This is a genomic window from Pantoea sp. 18069 (assembly GCF_902706035.1).
Taxonomy (GTDB): Bacteria; Pseudomonadota; Gammaproteobacteria; order Burkholderiales; family Burkholderiaceae_C; genus Comamonas.
This window is the reverse complement of the sequence record NZ_CACSJA010000011.1, coordinates 76,892-92,740: the sequence shown is the minus strand read 5'-3', so window position 1 is coordinate 92,740 and position 15,849 is coordinate 76,892. Positions and strand designations below refer to the sequence as shown.

General features: G+C 64.8%; 12 protein-coding genes. 4 read left to right on the top strand and 8 right to left on the bottom strand.

Annotated elements, in window-relative coordinates; translation table 11 throughout:
• The first annotated feature begins 108 nt into the window (after positions 1 to 108).
• Both GVL12_RS11015 and GVL12_RS11010 read left to right on the top strand, forming a co-directional pair.
• Complete coding sequence (locus GVL12_RS11015; protein WP_159913791.1) at positions 109 to 1,035, top strand: Ppx/GppA family phosphatase; 927 nt, start codon at positions 109 to 111, stop codon at positions 1,033 to 1,035.
• Between the two features lie 380 nt (positions 1,036 to 1,415).
• The gene (locus GVL12_RS11010) at positions 1,416 to 3,596 is read left to right on the top strand and encodes an EAL domain-containing protein (RefSeq protein ID WP_159913789.1); all 2,181 of its coding nucleotides are present in this window, start codon (positions 1,416 to 1,418) and stop codon (positions 3,594 to 3,596) included.
• Positions 3,597 to 3,782: 186 nt separating this feature from the next.
• Here the strand turns inward: GVL12_RS11010 and glmM are convergent, their stop codons facing one another.
• The 4 genes from glmM to GVL12_RS10990 form a co-directional block, all read right to left on the bottom strand.
• A complete protein-coding gene (glmM, locus tag GVL12_RS11005; protein ID WP_159913787.1) occupies positions 3,783 to 5,117 on the bottom strand; it encodes a phosphoglucosamine mutase in 1,335 nt (444 codons plus the stop codon).
• Between the two features lie 39 nt (positions 5,118 to 5,156).
• Positions 5,157 to 6,002, bottom strand: coding sequence for a dihydropteroate synthase (gene folP, locus GVL12_RS11000; RefSeq protein WP_159913785.1), 846 nt, complete (start codon positions 6,000 to 6,002; stop codon positions 5,157 to 5,159).
• An 83-nt stretch (positions 6,003 to 6,085) separates the two neighbouring features.
• On the bottom strand, positions 6,086 to 8,047 hold the full coding sequence (ftsH, locus tag GVL12_RS10995; protein ID WP_306770594.1) for an ATP-dependent zinc metalloprotease FtsH: 1,962 nt from the start codon (positions 8,045 to 8,047) through the stop codon (positions 6,086 to 6,088).
• Positions 8,048 to 8,206: 159 nt separating this feature from the next.
• On the bottom strand, positions 8,207 to 8,860 hold the full coding sequence (locus tag GVL12_RS10990; protein ID WP_159913783.1) for an RlmE family RNA methyltransferase: 654 nt from the start codon (positions 8,858 to 8,860) through the stop codon (positions 8,207 to 8,209).
• Positions 8,861 to 8,892: 32 nt separating this feature from the next.
• Between GVL12_RS10990 and GVL12_RS10985 the strand changes: the two genes are divergently transcribed.
• Positions 8,893 to 9,369 (top strand): YhbY family RNA-binding protein, encoded by a 477-nt coding sequence (locus tag GVL12_RS10985; protein WP_159913781.1) that lies wholly within the window; start codon positions 8,893 to 8,895, stop codon positions 9,367 to 9,369.
• A gap of 21 nt (positions 9,370 to 9,390) precedes the next feature.
• Positions 9,391 to 10,143, top strand: a complete 753-nt coding sequence (locus tag GVL12_RS10980; RefSeq protein WP_159913779.1) for a glycosyltransferase — start codon at positions 9,391 to 9,393, stop codon at positions 10,141 to 10,143.
• A gap of 89 nt (positions 10,144 to 10,232) precedes the next feature.
• Here the strand turns inward: GVL12_RS10980 and GVL12_RS10975 are convergent, their stop codons facing one another.
• The 4 genes from GVL12_RS10975 to carA all read right to left on the bottom strand — a co-directional run bounded on the left by GVL12_RS10975 (position 10,233) and on the right by carA (position 15,782).
• The gene (locus GVL12_RS10975; RefSeq protein ID WP_159913777.1) at positions 10,233 to 10,667 is read right to left on the bottom strand and encodes a DUF4149 domain-containing protein; all 435 of its coding nucleotides are present in this window, start codon (positions 10,665 to 10,667) and stop codon (positions 10,233 to 10,235) included.
• Positions 10,668 to 10,675: 8 nt separating this feature from the next.
• Entirely contained in the window at positions 10,676 to 11,152 is a 477-nt protein-coding gene (gene greA, locus GVL12_RS10970) for a transcription elongation factor GreA (protein WP_159913775.1), read from the bottom strand.
• Between the two features lie 212 nt (positions 11,153 to 11,364).
• A complete protein-coding gene (gene carB / locus GVL12_RS10965; protein WP_159913773.1) occupies positions 11,365 to 14,613 on the bottom strand; it encodes a carbamoyl-phosphate synthase large subunit in 3,249 nt (1,082 codons plus the stop codon).
• A complete protein-coding gene (gene carA, locus GVL12_RS10960; protein ID WP_200843682.1) occupies positions 14,613 to 15,782 on the bottom strand; it encodes a glutamine-hydrolyzing carbamoyl-phosphate synthase small subunit in 1,170 nt (389 codons plus the stop codon). Before carA ends, carB begins: the two co-directional genes overlap by 1 nt.
• Positions 15,783 to 15,849: the final 67 nt, after the last annotated feature.

Here is a 15,849-nt window from a genome sequence, read left to right as displayed (position 1 = left end):
TTCACCCATGGCGCGGAATATCTTGCGCCCTCGGCTGGCACGGCAGCCGGACGCAGCCGAGCCAAGATGCTAAGCTGCGCGCTTTTTTGACTTTTCTGTCTTCCCTCCATGCAAAACGCCAGCCTGCTTGCCGCCATCGATATCGGCTCCAACAGCTGCCTGCTGGAAATCGGACATTTCGCTGGCGAGCGCCTTGTGTCACAAACCTGTCGCAAGGAAACCATACGCCTGGGCGGATCGCTAGACGCGCAGGGGCAGCTCAGCAGCGAGGCCATGGAGCGCGGCTGGGCCTGTCTGCAGCGTTTTGCGCCGCTGATCGCCGACTTGCCGCGCGAGCGCGTGCGCGCCGTGGCGACGCAGACCCTGCGCGAAGCCACCAACCGCGCACTGTTTCTCGCGCACGGCAGTGCGATTTTAGGCGTGCCCATCGAAGTCATCGGCGGCGAGGAAGAAGCCCGCCTCATCTACCAGGGCGTGGCGCGGCTGTTGCCGCCCTCGTCGCGCCGGCGCCTGGTGGTCGACATTGGCGGGCGCTCGACCGAGCTGTGCCTGGGACAGGGTTTGGCTGCGCATCTCACGCGCTCGGTGGAGATAGGCAGCGTGGCCTGGTCGCTGCGGCATTTTTCCGACGGCGGCCTGCGGCCCGAGCAGTTTGCCGCAGCGCAGGCCAGCGCACGCGCCGTGCTGCAGCCGCAGGCCGAGGCGTTCGCTGCGGCCCACTGGGAGCAGGCATATGGCGCATCCGGCACAGCGGGGGCGATCAGCAGGGTGCTCGCAGCCCAGACCGGTGTCCCGGGCCTGATCACGCGCCAGGGCCTGGGCTGGCTCCAGACCCGGCTGCAGCAGGAGGGCCACAGCAGCGCGGTGCATCTCGCCGGGCTGCGCGAAGAATTGCGCCCGGTGATCGGTGGCGGCGTGAGCGTGATGCACGCCGTGTTCGAGTTGTTCGGAATCGAGGAAATGCGCGTCACCCAGGGATCGCTGCGCCATGGTCTGCTGTATGGGCTGCGGCCGCCCACGCCAGACGCGCCGTAATGCAGCAACCCGCACACGGAGGTGGGCATGCGGGGCCGTGCACCACCAGCAGGTGGGACCGGCGAGATGGAAAATAAGTATCAAATGCTACACTTCATTAACATCCATTGCCCAGTGGAGCGATAGGGATCCTCTGCACAAACCTCGCGAGACGGTGGTGGTGCGGGTCGGGATGGGCCGCAAGGCGTCTTTTCGCCGCCAATAGCTCGGCTATTGGCAAGAAAAGCAACGCAGCGGACCGCCCGATCCCGTGCTGCCAACGGCCGCAGGGATTTGTGCAGAGGGTCCCCAGCATTTGCCGCACCGGGCCCACCCCATTCGCTAGAGCGCTCCCAGTGCCGTCCTCCAATACCGTCCCACTCGACGCAATTGAGCGCATCATGCGCGAGCAGCACACCCTTCTGGCCAGCGCCGGCGTGGGCATTGCGTTCATGCACAGGCAGGAAATCGTACGCTGCAACGAACGCTGCGCCGAGATTTTCGGCCATCCAGCGCCGGGCGATATGCTGGGGCGCCATGGGGCATCCTTCCATCCCGACACCCGTACCTTTTACCGCCTCGGCAAGCTCGCCAGAGTGCGCATGTCCAAGGGGCTGACGTTTCGCACCGAATGCCAGTTGCGCCGCCACAATGGTGCGCTTTTCTGGGGCGACGTCACCGGCCGGCTGATCAACCCCGCCAGGCCCGAGGAAGGTTCGATCTGGACCCTCGACGACATCGACGAACAGCGCCAGGCCCAGGCCATGCTCAACACCGCGCTGCGCGAAAAGCAGTTGCTGTTCGACCATGCGAGCGTAGGCATCATCTTCATGCGCCGCGGTCACCTCACGCGCTGCAATGGCCACTTCGAGACCATGCTGGGCTACGGACCGGGCGAGCTGATCGGCACCAGCGCGCACAACTGGTTCGCAAGCGCCGCCGAATGGGAGCGCCTCGAGGAGAGCTTCACACGCCAGCTGACCGTGGGCCTGAGCTTCGAGGGCGAAATGATGCTCAGCAAGAAGGACGGCGGCACGGTGATCTGCGAAGTGCGCTGCAAGCTCATCGATGCCACCGACCCCAGCCAGGGCACGATCTGGATCACGGTCGACATCACCGAGCGCACCCAGGCCCAGGCGGCACTGGCCAAGGTGCACGAGCAGCTCGAGCAGCAGGTGCGCGACCGCACGCGCGAACTCAGCGCCACGGTCGAAGACCTGCACCGCGAGATGGCCGACCGCAAGCGCGACCAGGACCGCATCTACTGGCTCGCGCACTACGACCCGCTGACCGGCCTGCCCAACCGCACGCTGCTTGCCGACCGCAGCGCCCAGGCCATCCAGCTCGCGCGTGACAACGACACGCCGCTGGCCGCGATCTTTCTCGACCTGGACCACTTCAAGCATGTCAATGACTCGCTGGGCCACCGCGTGGGCGACACCTTGCTGGTGCAGATCGCCAAGCGGCTGCGCTCGGTGGTGCGCGAAAAGGACACGGTCTCGCGCATCGGCGGCGACGAATTCGTCTTGCTGCTGCCGGGTGCCAACGCCCACGGCGCGGCGCGCGTCGCCGACAAGCTGCTCGAAGCCTCGCGCCAGCCCTACCAGATCGACCACCATGAACTGACCATGGCGCCGTCCATGGGCATCGCGCTGTACCCGCAGGACGGCATGGACTTCGACACGCTCACGCAGTCGGCCGATGTCGCGATGTACCACGCCAAGCTCGACGGCCGCAACACCTTCCGCTTCTTCACGCCCGAAATGCGCGCCCAGTCGCTGCGCGCGCTGCAGCTCGAGAATGCGCTGCGCCGGGCGCTGGAGCGCGACGAGCTGCAGTTGCACTACCAGCCCCAGGTGCGCATACGCACCGGCCGCGTGCACAGCGTAGAAGCCCTGCTGCGCTGGAACCATCCCAAGCTCGGACCGATCTCGCCTTCGGAGTTCATTCCCGTGGCCGAGGACACGGGCCAGATCCTGCAGATCGGCGAATGGGTGCTGCGCAATGCGGTCAAACAGCTCAAGGCCTGGCGCAACGCCGGCCTCACCGACCTCAAGGTCGCGGTCAACCTGTCTGCCATCCAGTTCCACCAGCCGCAGCTGCCCGACCTGGTCAGCCAGATCCTGCACGCCGCCGCCGTGCCGCCCGATGCGTTGGAACTCGAATTGACCGAAGGCGTGGCGGTGGACGACCCCCGCGCCGCCACCGCGACCATGGACCAGCTGCGCTCGCGCGGCGTGCGCCTGTCGATCGACGACTTCGGCACCGGCTACTCATCGCTGAGCCAGCTCAAGCGCTTCCAGATCTACAAGCTCAAGATCGACCAGTCGTTCGTGCAGGATCTGGACCACGACGGCAACGATCGCGCGATCGTCAGCGCCATCATCCGCATGGCCCAGGCACTGGGCATGCAGACCACGGCCGAAGGCGTGGAAACCGAAGCCCAGCTGCAGTTCCTGCGCGACATGGGCTGCGACGAAGCCCAGGGCTACTACTTCAGCCGCCCCCTGCCCCCTGGCGAAGACCTGCTGCAATTCCTGCGCAGCCGCCAGGCCCCGGTGTTCTCCACGCCCAACGCCTGAACGCCAGCGCCCACCGCTGCATCCTCGAATCGCTGATCCATGGCCTCAGGAACCTGGCGTGGCCCGGCGCTGGCGCAGCGAGCAAGGGCCGCCCCGCAGCAAGGCTGCCGTCCCTGGCCGGGCGCCCCCCTCCACCGAAGGGTGAGAGGGGGAAGCTGCGTCAGCGGCTCAGGGGGTGCCTCCCATTCACCCTGCGCGGGCCGCGTCGGCCAGTTGTTGCGCGCAGCGGCTTGCCTGCTGCTGGTCGCGCGCTTCGACCATGACCCGCAGCAGCGGCTCGGTGCCGCTCGGGCGGATCAGCACGCGCCCCGTGTCGCCGAGCTCGGCCTGCACGGCAGCCAGCGTCTGGTCGAGCAACGCGTTGTTTTTCCAATCCTGGCGGGGAGCCAGGCGTACGTTGATCAGCACCTGGGGGTACAGCGGCACGGCTTCAAGCCATTGGGCCAGCGTCCTGCCGCTGCGCACACAGGCCTGCAATACCTGCAGGGCGCTGATCAGGCCGTCGCCCGTGGTGTGGCAATCGAGCGCCAGCAGATGGCCCGAGCCCTCGCCACCGAGCAGCCAGCCATTGCGCGCGAGTTCTTCGAGCACATAGCGGTCACCGACCTTGGCGCGCACGAAACCCACGCCCTGCGCCTTGAGCGCCGACTCCACCGCGAGATTGGTCATCAGGGTACCGGCCACACCCTGCACGGTCTGGCCGCGCGCAAGGCGATCGGCGGCCAGCAGGTACAGCAGCTCATCGCCGTTGTAAAGCCGCCCCTTGGCGTCCACGACCAGCAGCCGGTCGGCATCGCCGTCAAGCGCAATCCCGTAATCCGCGCCATTGGCGCGCACAGCGAGCACCATCGCTTCGGGATGGGTCGCGCCCACGCCATCGTTGATGTTCAGGCCATCGGGCGCGCAGCCCATGGCAATGACTTCGGCGCCGAGTTCGTGGAACACCTTGGGCGCGATCTGGTAGGCCGCACCATGGGCCGCGTCGACCACGATCTTCAGGCCCTTGAGCGTGAGGTCGTGCGAGAACGTGCTCTTGCAGAACTCGATGTAGCGGCCTGCGGCATCGTCGAGGCGCCGGGTCTTGCCCAGGGCCGCGGAGTCGGCCCAGACGGGCTCTTCCTTCAATGCGCGCTCGACCTCTTCTTCCCAGCTGTCGGGCAGTTTGCTGCCCTGGGCGCTGAAGAACTTGATGCCGTTGTCGGGATAGGGGTTGTGGCTCGCACTGATCACCACGCCCAGGCTCGCGCGCTGGGTGCGCGTGAGGTAGGCCACGCCCGGCGTAGGCAAGGGCCCGAGCAGCACCACATCGACGCCCGCGGAGTTGAAGCCCGACTCGAGCGCGCTTTCCAGCATATAGCCCGAGATCCGTGTGTCCTTGCCGATCAGCACCGTCGGGCGCTGCTGCGTGCGGCGCAGCACGCGCCCCACCGCATGCGCCAGGCGCAGCACGAAGTCAGGAGTGATGGGAGTGCGCCCGACAGTGCCACGGATGCCGTCGGTGCCGAAATATTCACGAGCCATTGCAAGCCTTCATTGTCAATCTATTGAATTCAAGCCGGTTCAAGCGGCCCATGCAGCATTGTCGTGCATTGCCTGCCATACCTTGAGCGCCATCACCGTGTCGCGCACGTCATGCACGCGCACGATGCGCGCGCCGCGCTCGACCGACAGCAGGGCCGCGGCGACACTGGGAACCATGCGCTCGCCCACCTCCAGGCCCGTGACCTGGCCCAGCGAGCCCTTGCGCGACCAGCCGGCCAGCAGCGGGTAACCCAGCGCGGCCAACTCCGCCTCGCGCGCGAGCAGCGCGAAATTCTGCGCCACGGTCTTGCCGAAGCCCGTGCCGGCGTCGAGCACGATGCGCTGGCGCGCCACGCCCAGTGCTTCGAGCGCCTGCGCCGAGGCGGCAAGGAAATCGCGCACCTGGACGACGGCATCGCCCTGCATGTGCTCGCGGTGCATGCTCTGCGGCACGCTGTGCATGTGCATCAGGCAGACCCCGCATTGCGCATGCGCCGCCACCACCGCGGCCGCGCCCGGCTGGCGCAGCGCCCAGATGTCGTTGATGATGTCCGCGCCCAGGTCGAGCACGGCCTGCATCACTTCGGTCTTGTAGGTGTCCACCGAGATCGGCACGCCCAGCTTCACGGCCTCGCGCACCAGCGGCAATACGCGCGCGAGTTCGTCGGCCAGGCCCACGGCCGGGCTGCCCGGGCGCGTCGATTCACCGCCGATGTCGAGGATGTCCGCGCCGTCCTTGAGCAGTTGCTCGCAGTGCGCGAGCGCGCCGGCAAGGCTGTCGTGCGCCCCGCCGTCCGAGAACGAGTCGGGCGTCACGTTGACGATGCCCATCACCTGCGGGCGCCCAAGGTCCAACAGGAAGCGGCTGGTCTGCCATTGCTGCATGGTCAATTGTCCGAATTTGAAAATGATTAGCCAAAAGAAAGCGGGGCCCGAAGGCCCCGCTGTCATTGTTGCTGCCCCAGGCGTCAGGCGGCGTTGGGTGCCGCATCCGCGCTGGGCGGGGCATCCACGGCGGGTGCGACTGGCGCATCCGCCGTCACGGCGGGCGTGCCGCCGCTGGCATCGTCGCCGCCCGACGAAGGCGTGCGTGGCGTCCAGTCCTTGGGCGGACGCGGCGCGCGGCCGGCCATGATGTCGTCGAGCTGCTCGGCGTCTATGGTTTCCCATTCGAGCATGGCCTTGGCCATCGCATGCATCTTGTCGCTGTTGTCTTCGATCAGCTTGCGGGCCAGGTGGTACTGCTCATCGATGATGCGGCGCACTTCCTCGTCGACCTTCTGCATGGTCTGTTCGCTGACGTTGTTGGTCTTGGTCACCGAACGGCCCAGGAACACTTCGCCTTCGTTTTCCGCATAGACCATGGGGCCCAGCGCTTCGGTCATGCCGTAGCGCGTGACCATGTCGCGGGCGATCTGGGTCGCGCGCTCGAAGTCGTTGCTCGCGCCGGTGGTCATCTGGTGCATGAACACTTCTTCGGCAATGCGACCACCGAACAGCATCGCGATCTGGTTGAGCATGAACTCCTTGTCGAAGGAGTAGCGGTCCTTCTCGGGCAGGCTCATGGTCACGCCCAGCGCACGCCCGCGCGGAATGATGGTGACCTTGTGCACGGGGTCGCACTTGGGCAGCAGCTTGCCGATCAGCGCATGGCCGGCTTCGTGGTAGGCCGTGTTGCGGCGCTCTTCCTCGGGCATGACCATGGACTTGCGCTCGGGGCCCATGATGATCTTGTCCTTGGCCTTCTCGAAGTCCTGCATCTCGACGGTGCGCGCATTGCGGCGCGCAGCCATCAAGGCGGATTCGTTGCACAGGTTGGCCAGATCGGCACCCGACATGCCGGGCGTGCCGCGCGCGATGATGCCGGGGTTCACGTCCTGGCTCACGGGAATCTTGCGCATGTGCACGTTCAGGATCTGCTCGCGGCCACGGATATCGGGCAGCGTCACGTAGACCTGGCGGTCGAAACGACCGGGGCGCAGCAGCGCGGCATCGAGAATGTCGGGACGGTTCGTTGCCGCGACCACGATCACGCCCACATTGGTCTCGAAACCATCCATCTCGACCAGCATCTGGTTCAGCGTCTGCTCACGCTCGTCATTGCCGCCGCCCACGCCCGCGCCACGCTGGCGACCGACTGCATCGATTTCGTCGATGAAGATGATGCAGGGAGCATTTTTCTTGGCGTTATCGAACATGTCGCGCACGCGCGCCGCGCCCACGCCGACGAACATTTCAACGAAGTCGGAGCCCGAAATGCTGAAGAACGGTACCTTGGCTTCGCCGGCGATCGACTTGGCGAGCAGGGTCTTGCCCGTGCCCGGAGGGCCGACGAGCAGCAGACCGCGCGGAATGCGGCCGCCGAGCTTCTGGAACTTGCTCGGGTCTTTCAGGAAGTCGACGACTTCCTTGACCTCTTCCTTGGCCTCGTCGCAGCCTGCGACGTCGGCGAAAGTCACGGTGTTGTTGTTCTCGTCGAGCATGCGCGCCTTGCTCTTGCCAAAGCTGAACGCTCCGCCCTTGCCGCCGCCTTGCATCTGGCGCATGAAATAGACCCACACGCCGATCAACAGCAGCATAGGGCCCCAGCTCACGAGCAGCGACATCAGGAGCGATCCTTCTTCGCGGGGCTTGACGTCGAACTTGACGTCGTTGTTGATCAGGTCGCCCACCAGACCGCGGTCGAGGTAGGTGGCCGTCGTGCGCAGCCGGCTGCCGTCCGCCGCGATGGCGACGATCTCGGTGCCGCCCTGTCCTTCCTGGATGGTCGCACTCTTGATGCGGTTGTTGCGAACTTCTTCCAGAAATTCGGAATAGCCGATGTGACCGGACGCAGCACTGGTACGGGTGTCAAATTGTTTGAACACCGTAAACAGCACCATGGCGATGACCAGCCACACGGCAATTTTTGAAAACCACTGATTGTTCAAGCGGGGCTCCAGATGGAATGCAGAGAAAGGATCATGAAATCTTCATGACCCATTTGGGGACCATTTTAGGTGCTTCAAGGCGGCATACCCATAATTCCCTTGATCTTGCCTATGGGCGCATGGACATTCAAGGGTATTCCCAGGGTGCCGGGCCAGGGTCTACTTCAGACCCATGCCCACCAGAAAGGTTTCCGACGACTTCACGCGCGAAGACTTGGGCTTGATAGGCTTGACGGTCTTGAAGGTCTGCTTGAACAGCTCGACCAGTTCGCTGTAGCCGCTGCCGTGGAACAGCTTCACGACCAGCGCGCCTTCGGGCTTCATGTGCTGCTTGGTGAAATCCACGGCCAATTCGACCAGCAGCGAGATGCGCGCGGCGTCGGTCGCGTCATTACCCGACAAATTTGGTGCCATATCCGACACCACCACATCGACCTTGCTGTCGCCGAGCAGGCCTTCGAGCTGGGCCAGCACCTCTTCCTCGCGAAAATCGCCCTGGATGAAATGCACGCCTTCGATGGGCTCCATGTGCAGCAGGTCCAGGCCGATGATGCGGCCGTTGAGCTCGCCCACCGCCGCACCCTTGGGCGAGAGCTTGCGGCGTACGTACTGGCTCCAGGCCCCGGGCGTGCAGCCCAGATCGACCACGAAGTCGCCGGGCTGGATCAGCCCCAGCTGCTCGTCGATCTCCTTGAGCTTGTAGGCCGCGCGGGCACGGAACCCCTCGATCTTGGCGAGTTTGACATAGGTGTCGTTGACATGGTCATTGAGCCATGCCTTATTGACCTTCTTACTTTTGGTCTTGGTTTTCATGCTGATTACGTCCTGCCTAGATAATACGGGCCATGCCCCAAATTCAATTGACTCCCGCCGAGCGCCGGGAACACCGCGCCAACGCCCACCATCTCGACCCCGTGGTCATGATCGGCGGCGACGGCCTCACGCCCGCCGTGCAAAAAGAAATCGACGCGGCGCTCAATGCGCACGGCCTGATCAAGGTCCGCGTCTTCAATGACGATCGCGCCGCACGCGACCAGATCTACCAACAACTCGCCGAGGAACTCAGCGCCGCGCCTATCCAGCACATCGGCAAGCTGCTGGTGCTGTGGCGCCCGATTCCCGAAAAGGAAAAGACCGTCGACGAGGACCGCATGCCCGGCCCGCGCGACGTCAAGGTGCTCAAGTTCAGCTCGCGCGGCGGCCAGCGCCCCGAAGTCAAGCAGCTGCGCGTGCTGGGCAACCAGCGCCTGACCGCAGGCGGCACGATCAAACGCGCCAAAGTAAAGCAAAAATCGGTCAAGAAACGCCAACAAGGCGACTAAAGTCTTTTTGTTGCGCAGCCCATGACCGCCATTCCGAATATTCCAGCGCGCGAGCGCCATGTCATCTGCATGAAGTGGGGCACGAAATACGGCCCTGAATACGTCAACCGGCTCTACGCCATGGTGCGGCGCAATCTGCAGGGTGATTTTCGCTTCATCTGCCTGACCGATGACAGCAAGGGGATTCGCGCCGAAGTCGAGTGCCTGCCGATTCCCTCGCTGGACCTGCCCAAGGGCCTGCCCGAGCGCGGCTGGACCAAGCTCGCCACCTTCACGCCCGACCTGCATGGCCTGCGCGGCACGGCGCTGTTTCTTGACGTGGACGTGGTCGTCACCGGCCCGCTCGACGAGTTCTTCACGCAGCCGGGCGAATTCCTGATCATCCACGACTACAAGCGCCCTTGGCGAATCACGGGCAATTCGTCCGTGTACCGCTGGGAACTGGGCGCGCACCCCGATGTGCTGGCGTACTTCCGCGGCCACTTCGAGGAAATCCGCAAGCAGTTCCGCAACGAGCAGGCCTATCTGTCCGACTTCCTGCACCGCCAGGGCAAGCTGCAGTACTGGCCTGCCGAATGGTGCCCGAGCTTCAAATACCACGGCATTCCGTCCTGGCCGACGAACTACTGGAAGCCGCCGTTCGTGCCCGCAGGCGCGCGCGTGGTGATCTTCCACGGCGAATGCAATCCGCCGGACGCCTTGGCCGGCCGGCGCAACCGGCGTTTTCGTTTCATCAAGCCCGCGACCTGGGTCGCGGACTACTGGCACGAGTGATCCATCCGGGCGCCCTGCGCCCTGGCAGACAAAAAAGGCGGTTCCTGGGAACCGCCTTTTTTTCGCTCCGGCGCGCTGCGCCGTGGCATTCAACGCGGCGCAGCGCAGGTACGCCATAACACCCGCAACGCGCACAGCCATTGCACGGCATACATCAATGTGCCCACGCTGTGCCACAGCTTCAGATCCTGCTTCGCCACGATGCGCGGCGAGACGCCGAACTGCACCAGCAGTGCCAGCAGCATGCCGACGATCACCCAGACCAGCACATCGCGCGCCCAGGGCTCTTCAGCCTGCGCATGGCGGCGCTTGGCCAGCACCAGCAACAAGGCCGTGCAGGCCACCGACACCCAGGTCTGGGCCGTGAACAGCGTCGCCGCCATGCGCCCGGCCATGGCCGGCGACGGCAGGTGGGCGAACAGCAGCGGCACGGCGATAAAGCCGACCACGCTCAGCCCGCCCCACCACAGCGCGGCAGCGAGCGCCGGCAGGCGCTCAGGCAGCTGGGAAGCGAAATTCGCCATCGCGCGGCTCAGAGGTAGCGCACGGCCACCACTTCGTAGCGGCGCAGGCCGCCCGGGGCCTGGACTTCGGCGGTGTCGCCCTCTTCCTTGCCGATCAGCGCACGCGCGATCGGGCTGGAGATATTGATCAGGCCTTGCTTCAGGTCGGCTTCATCTTCGCCCACGATCTGGTAGGTCACGCTGTCGCCGGTGTTCTCGTCCTCGAGGTCGACGGTGGCGCCAAACACCACGCGCCCGCCCGCATCGACGGCCGTGGGGTCGATGATCTGCGCGGCCGACAGCTTGCCCTCGACTTCGAGGATGCGGCCTTCGATGAAGCCCTGGCGGTCCTTGGCGGCTTCGTACTCGGCGTTTTCGCTGAGGTCGCCCTGGGCGCGGGCCTCGGCGATTGCCTGGATCACGCTGGGGCGCTCTATGGTCTTGAGACGGTGCAGCTCGGTCTTGAGTTTTTCCGCACCGCGCTTGGTAATGGGAATGGTGGTCATTGTTGAATCTCCACGTTCAGCATGCTCCGCGCCTGGCGCGGCAATTCATAAAAAAACCAGCGGATGCCCGGGATACGGGGCTGCATTGCCCGGGGCGGCCAACGCACGCCCCAAAAGCAAACCGCCGCACGTTGCCGCGCGGCGGTTTCTGGTCATGGGCTCATTATGCCGCGATTGGCGCGGCATTCACCCGGTATAACCCGGCCTGGCGCTCAAGCCTGGGCCAGTTGGGCATGCAACTCCTGGACGGAATAGACCTCCAGGTTGTTCATGCTCTTCATGCCTTCGACCGCGGCTTCCGCGCCGAAGATGGTCGTGAAGGTGGTCACGCGCGCCAGCAGCGAGCTGGTGCGGATGGCACGCGAGTCGGCAATCGCATTGCGGCGCTCTTCGACGGTGTTGATCACCATGGCGATATCGCCCATCTTGATCATGTCGACGATGTGCGGACGGCCTTCGGTGACCTTGTTGACCACCTGCACCGCGATGCCGGCCTCGGCGATCGCCGCGGCCGTGCCCTTGGTGGCCACCAGCTCGAAGCCCATGGCAGCCAGTTCGCGTGCAATGACCACGGCGCGTGCCTTGTCGTTGTTCTTCACCGTGAGGAACACGCGGCCCGACTGGGGCAGCAGCGTGCCCGCGCCCAGCTGGCTCTTGACGAAGGCTTCGCCGAAGGTCTTGCCCACGCCCATGACTTCGCCGGTCGACTTCATTTCGGGGCCAAGGATGGTGTCCACGCCGGGGAACTTGACGAACGGGAACACGGCTTCCTTGACGCTGAAGTACGGGGGCGTCACTTCCTTGGTCACGCCCTGCGAGGCCAGCGTCTGGCCGACCATGCAGCGTGCGGCCACCTTGGCCAGCTGGATGCCCGTGGCCTTGGAGACGAAAGGCACGGTGCGCGAGGCACGCGGGTTGACTTCGAGCACGTAGATCACGTCCTTGCCGTCACGCTCCTGGATCGCGAACTGCACGTTCATCAGGCCCACCACGTTCAGGCCTTCGGCCATGGCCGCGGTCTGGCGCTTGATTTCCTCGATCGTGTCCTTGGCCAGGTAGTAAGGCGGCAGCGAGCACGCGGAGTCGCCCGAGTGCACGCCGGCCTGCTCGATGTGCTCCATCACGCCGCCGATGAACACCTTGCCTTCGACGTCGCGGATGCAGTCCACGTCACACTCAATGGCGTTGGACAGGAAGTGGTCGAGCAGCACCGGCGAGTCATGGCTGACCTTGACGGCTTCACGCATGTAGCGCTCGAGGTCGCGCTGCTCGTGCACGATTTCCATCGCGCGGCCGCCAAGCACATAGCTCGGGCGCACGACCAGCGGGTAGCCCAGCGTGGCGGCCTTTTCCAGCGCTTCGGCGTCGGTACGCGCGGTGGCGTTGGGCGGCTGGCGCAGGCCCAGCGTGTGCAGCATCTTCTGGAAGCGCTCACGGTCTTCGGCGGCGTCGATCATGTCGGGCGAGGTGCCGATGATGGGCACGCCGGCTTCCTCTAGGCCCAGCGCGAGCTTCAAGGGCGTCTGGCCGCCATACTGCACGATCACGCCCATGGGCTTTTCCACGGCCACGATCTCGAGCACGTCCTCGAGCGTCAGCGACTCGAAGTACAGGCGGTCCGAGGTGTCGTAGTCGGTGGACACGGTTTCGGGGTTGCAGTTGACCATGATGGTTTCATAGCCGTCCTCGCGCATGGCGAGCGCGGCATGCACGCAGCAATAGTCGAACTCGATGCCCTGACCGATGCGGTTGGGACCGCCGCCGAGCACCATGATCTTCTTCTTGTCGGTAGGCGCGGCTTCGCACTCTTCGTCATACGTCGAGTACATGTAGGCCGTGTCGGTCGCAAATTCACCGGCGCAGGTGTCCACGCGCTTGTACACGGGACGCACATCGAGCGCATGGCGCGCGGCGCGCACCACATGCTCCGTGGTGTGCAGCAGCTTGGCCAGGCGGCGGTCCGAGAAGCCCTTTTGCTTGAGCGTGCGCAGCGTCGCGGCGTCCAGCGCGGCCAGCGCGCCTTCGCCCTGGGCGGCGTAGAGCTCGTCGAGCTCGAGTTCGATCTTGACGATCTGCTCGATCTGCACCAGGAACCAGCGGTCGATCTTGGTCAGGTTGAACACTTCGTCCACCGACAGGCCCATGGCAAACGCATCGCCCACGTACCAGATACGGTCGGGACCGGGCTCGCCCAGTTCCTTTTCCAGGGTCTCGCGGTCCTGGGTCTTCTCGTTCATGCCGTCCACGCCGACTTCGAGGCCGCGAAGCGCCTTCTGGAACGACTCCTGGAAGGTGCGGCCTATGGCCATGACTTCGCCGACCGACTTCATCTGCGTCGTCAGGCGGTTGTCGGCCGTGGGGAACTTCTCAAACGCGAAACGCGGGATCTTGGTGACCACGTAGTCGATCGAAGGCTCGAACGACGCGGGCGTGGCGCCGCCCGTGATGTCGTTCTTGAGTTCGTCCAGCGTATAGCCCACGGCCAGCTTGGCCGCGACCTTGGCGATGGGGAAACCCGTGGCCTTGGAAGCGAGCGCCGACGAGCGCGACACGCGCGGGTTCATCTCGATGACGATCATGCGGCCGTCGACAGGGTTCACCGAGAACTGCACGTTCGAGCCGCCGGTGTCGACACCGATTTCACGCAGCACTGCCAGCGAGGCATTGCGCATGATCTGGTATTCCTTGTCGGTCAGCGTCTGCGCGGGCGCGACGGTGATCGAGTCGCCGGTGTGCACGCCCATCGGGTCCAGGTTCTCGATCGAGCAGATGATGATGCAGTTGTCCGCCTTGTCGCGCACCACTTCCATCTCGTACTCTTTCCAGCCGAGCAGCGACTCTTCGATCAGCAGCTCGTTGGTCGGCGAAGCTTCGAGGCCGCGCTTGCAGATGGTCTCGAACTCTTCGGGGTTGTAGGCAATGCCGCCACCCGTGCCACCGAGCGTGAAGCTCGGGCGGATCACCGTGGGAAAGCCCATCTGCTTTTGCACGGTCCAGGCTTCGTCCATGCTGTGGGCAATGCCCGAGCGCGCCGAACCCAGACCGATCTTGGTCATCGCGTCCTTGAACTTCAGCCGGTCTTCGGCCTTGTCGATGGCTTCGGGCGTGGCGCCGATCAGCTCGACGCTGTATTTTTCCAGCACGCCATTGCGCCACAGGTCGAGCGCGCAGTTCAGCGCGGTCTGGCCACCCATGGTCGGCAGGATGGCGTCGGGGCGCTCCTTGGCGATGATCTTCTCGACCGTCTGCCAAGTGATGGGCTCGATGTAGGTGACGTCGGCCGTGGCCGGGTCGGTCATGATCGTCGCGGGGTTGCTGTTGATCAGGATGACCTTGTAACCCTCTTCGCGCAGCGCCTTGCAGGCCTGCACGCCCGAGTAGTCGAACTCGCAGGCCTGGCCGATGACAATGGGGCCGGCGCCGATGATCAGAATGCTTTTGAGGTCTGTGCGCTTTGGCATTATTTATTCTCCTGGGCCTTGGCCATCAATGCCGTGAAGCGGTCAAACATGTACGCGATGTCGTGCGGGCCGGGCGATGCTTCGGGGTGACCCTGGAAGCAGAACGCGGGCTTGTCGGTGCGCTCCAGGCCCTGCAGCGTGCCGTCGAACAGGCTCACGTGCGTGGGGCGCAGGTTGGCCGGCAGCGATGCCATGTCGACCGCGAAGCCATGGTTCTGGCTCGTGATGCTCACGCGGCCCGTGTCCAGGTCCTTGACCGGGTGGTTGGCGCCATGGTGGCTGTTGTCCATCTTGAACGTGGTCGCGCCCGAAGCCAGGGCCATGATCTGGTGGCCCAGGCAGATGCCGAAGGTCGGCACGCCGGACTCGATCAGTTCCTTGACCGCCTCGATGGCGTAGTCGCAGGGCTGCGGGTCGCCCGGGCCGTTCGACAGGAACACGCCGTCGGGATTCAAAGCCAGCACCTCGGCGGCCGACGTCTGCGCGGGCACCACCGTGAGCTTGCAGCCGCGCTCGGCGAGCATGCGCAGGATGTTGAGCTTGACGCCGAAGTCATAGGCGACGACATGAAAACGCGGCGCCGTCTGCTGGCCGTAGCCCTGCCCCAGTTGCCATTCGGTCTGGTCCCAGGTATAGGTCTTGGTCGTGGACACCACCTTGGCGAGGTCCAGGCCCTTCATCGAAGGCGCAGCCTGGGCAGCGGCCAGCGCTGCGGCAATGCGCTCGGGGGTCACGCTTTCGCCCTCGGCCAGGCCCACGATCGCACCGTTTTGCGCGCCCTTGTCGCGCAGCAGGCGCGTGAGCTTGCGGGTGTCGATGTTGGCGATGGCGACGGTGTTCTCGCGCACCAGGTACTGGGGCAAGGTGTGCGTCAAGCGGAAGTTGCTTGCCAGCAGCGGCAGATCCTTGATGATCAAACCTGCGGCGTGGACTTTTTCAGCCTCGATGTCCTCGGCGTTGACACCATAGTTGCCGATGTGCGGATACGTGAGGGTCACGATCTGCTGGCAATAGCTTGGGTCGGTGAGGATTTCCTGGTAGCCGGTGATCGCGGTGTTGAACACCACTTCGCCGACGGTGGTGCCGAGTGCACCGATCGAGTTGCCGATAAAGACCGTGCCGTCTGCGAGCGCCAAGATGGCTGGGGGGAAGGATCCCTTGAGAGACAAAAGCACTGGGTTCTCCGGTTCTAATTACGGTTACGCCCAGCGAGCCTGGACGTGAGTCTGGCTATAG

What these genes read in the sequence shown, in the direction of transcription:
- GVL12_RS11015 (WP_159913791.1), top strand. Translation starts at nt 109, where the DNA reads ATGCAAAACGCCAGCCTGCTTGCCGCCATCGATATCGGCTCCAACAGC.
- GVL12_RS11010 (WP_159913789.1), top strand. Translation starts at nt 1,416, where the DNA reads ATGCGCGAGCAGCACACCCTTCTGGCCAGCGCCGGCGTGGGCATTGCG.
- glmM (WP_159913787.1), bottom strand. Translation starts at nt 5,117, where the DNA reads ATGGCTCGTGAATATTTCGGCACCGACGGCATCCGTGGCACTGTCGGG.
- folP (WP_159913785.1), bottom strand. Translation starts at nt 6,002, where the DNA reads ATGCAGCAATGGCAGACCAGCCGCTTCCTGTTGGACCTTGGGCGCCCG.
- GVL12_RS10990 (WP_159913783.1), bottom strand. Translation starts at nt 8,860, where the DNA reads ATGAAAACCAAGACCAAAAGTAAGAAGGTCAATAAGGCATGGCTCAAT.
- GVL12_RS10985 (WP_159913781.1), top strand. Translation starts at nt 8,893, where the DNA reads ATGCCCCAAATTCAATTGACTCCCGCCGAGCGCCGGGAACACCGCGCC.
- GVL12_RS10980 (WP_159913779.1), top strand. Translation starts at nt 9,391, where the DNA reads ATGACCGCCATTCCGAATATTCCAGCGCGCGAGCGCCATGTCATCTGC.
- GVL12_RS10975 (WP_159913777.1), bottom strand. Translation starts at nt 10,667, where the DNA reads ATGGCGAATTTCGCTTCCCAGCTGCCTGAGCGCCTGCCGGCGCTCGCT.
- greA (WP_159913775.1), bottom strand. Translation starts at nt 11,152, where the DNA reads ATGACCACCATTCCCATTACCAAGCGCGGTGCGGAAAAACTCAAGACC.
- carB (WP_159913773.1), bottom strand. Translation starts at nt 14,613, where the DNA reads ATGCCAAAGCGCACAGACCTCAAAAGCATTCTGATCATCGGCGCCGGC.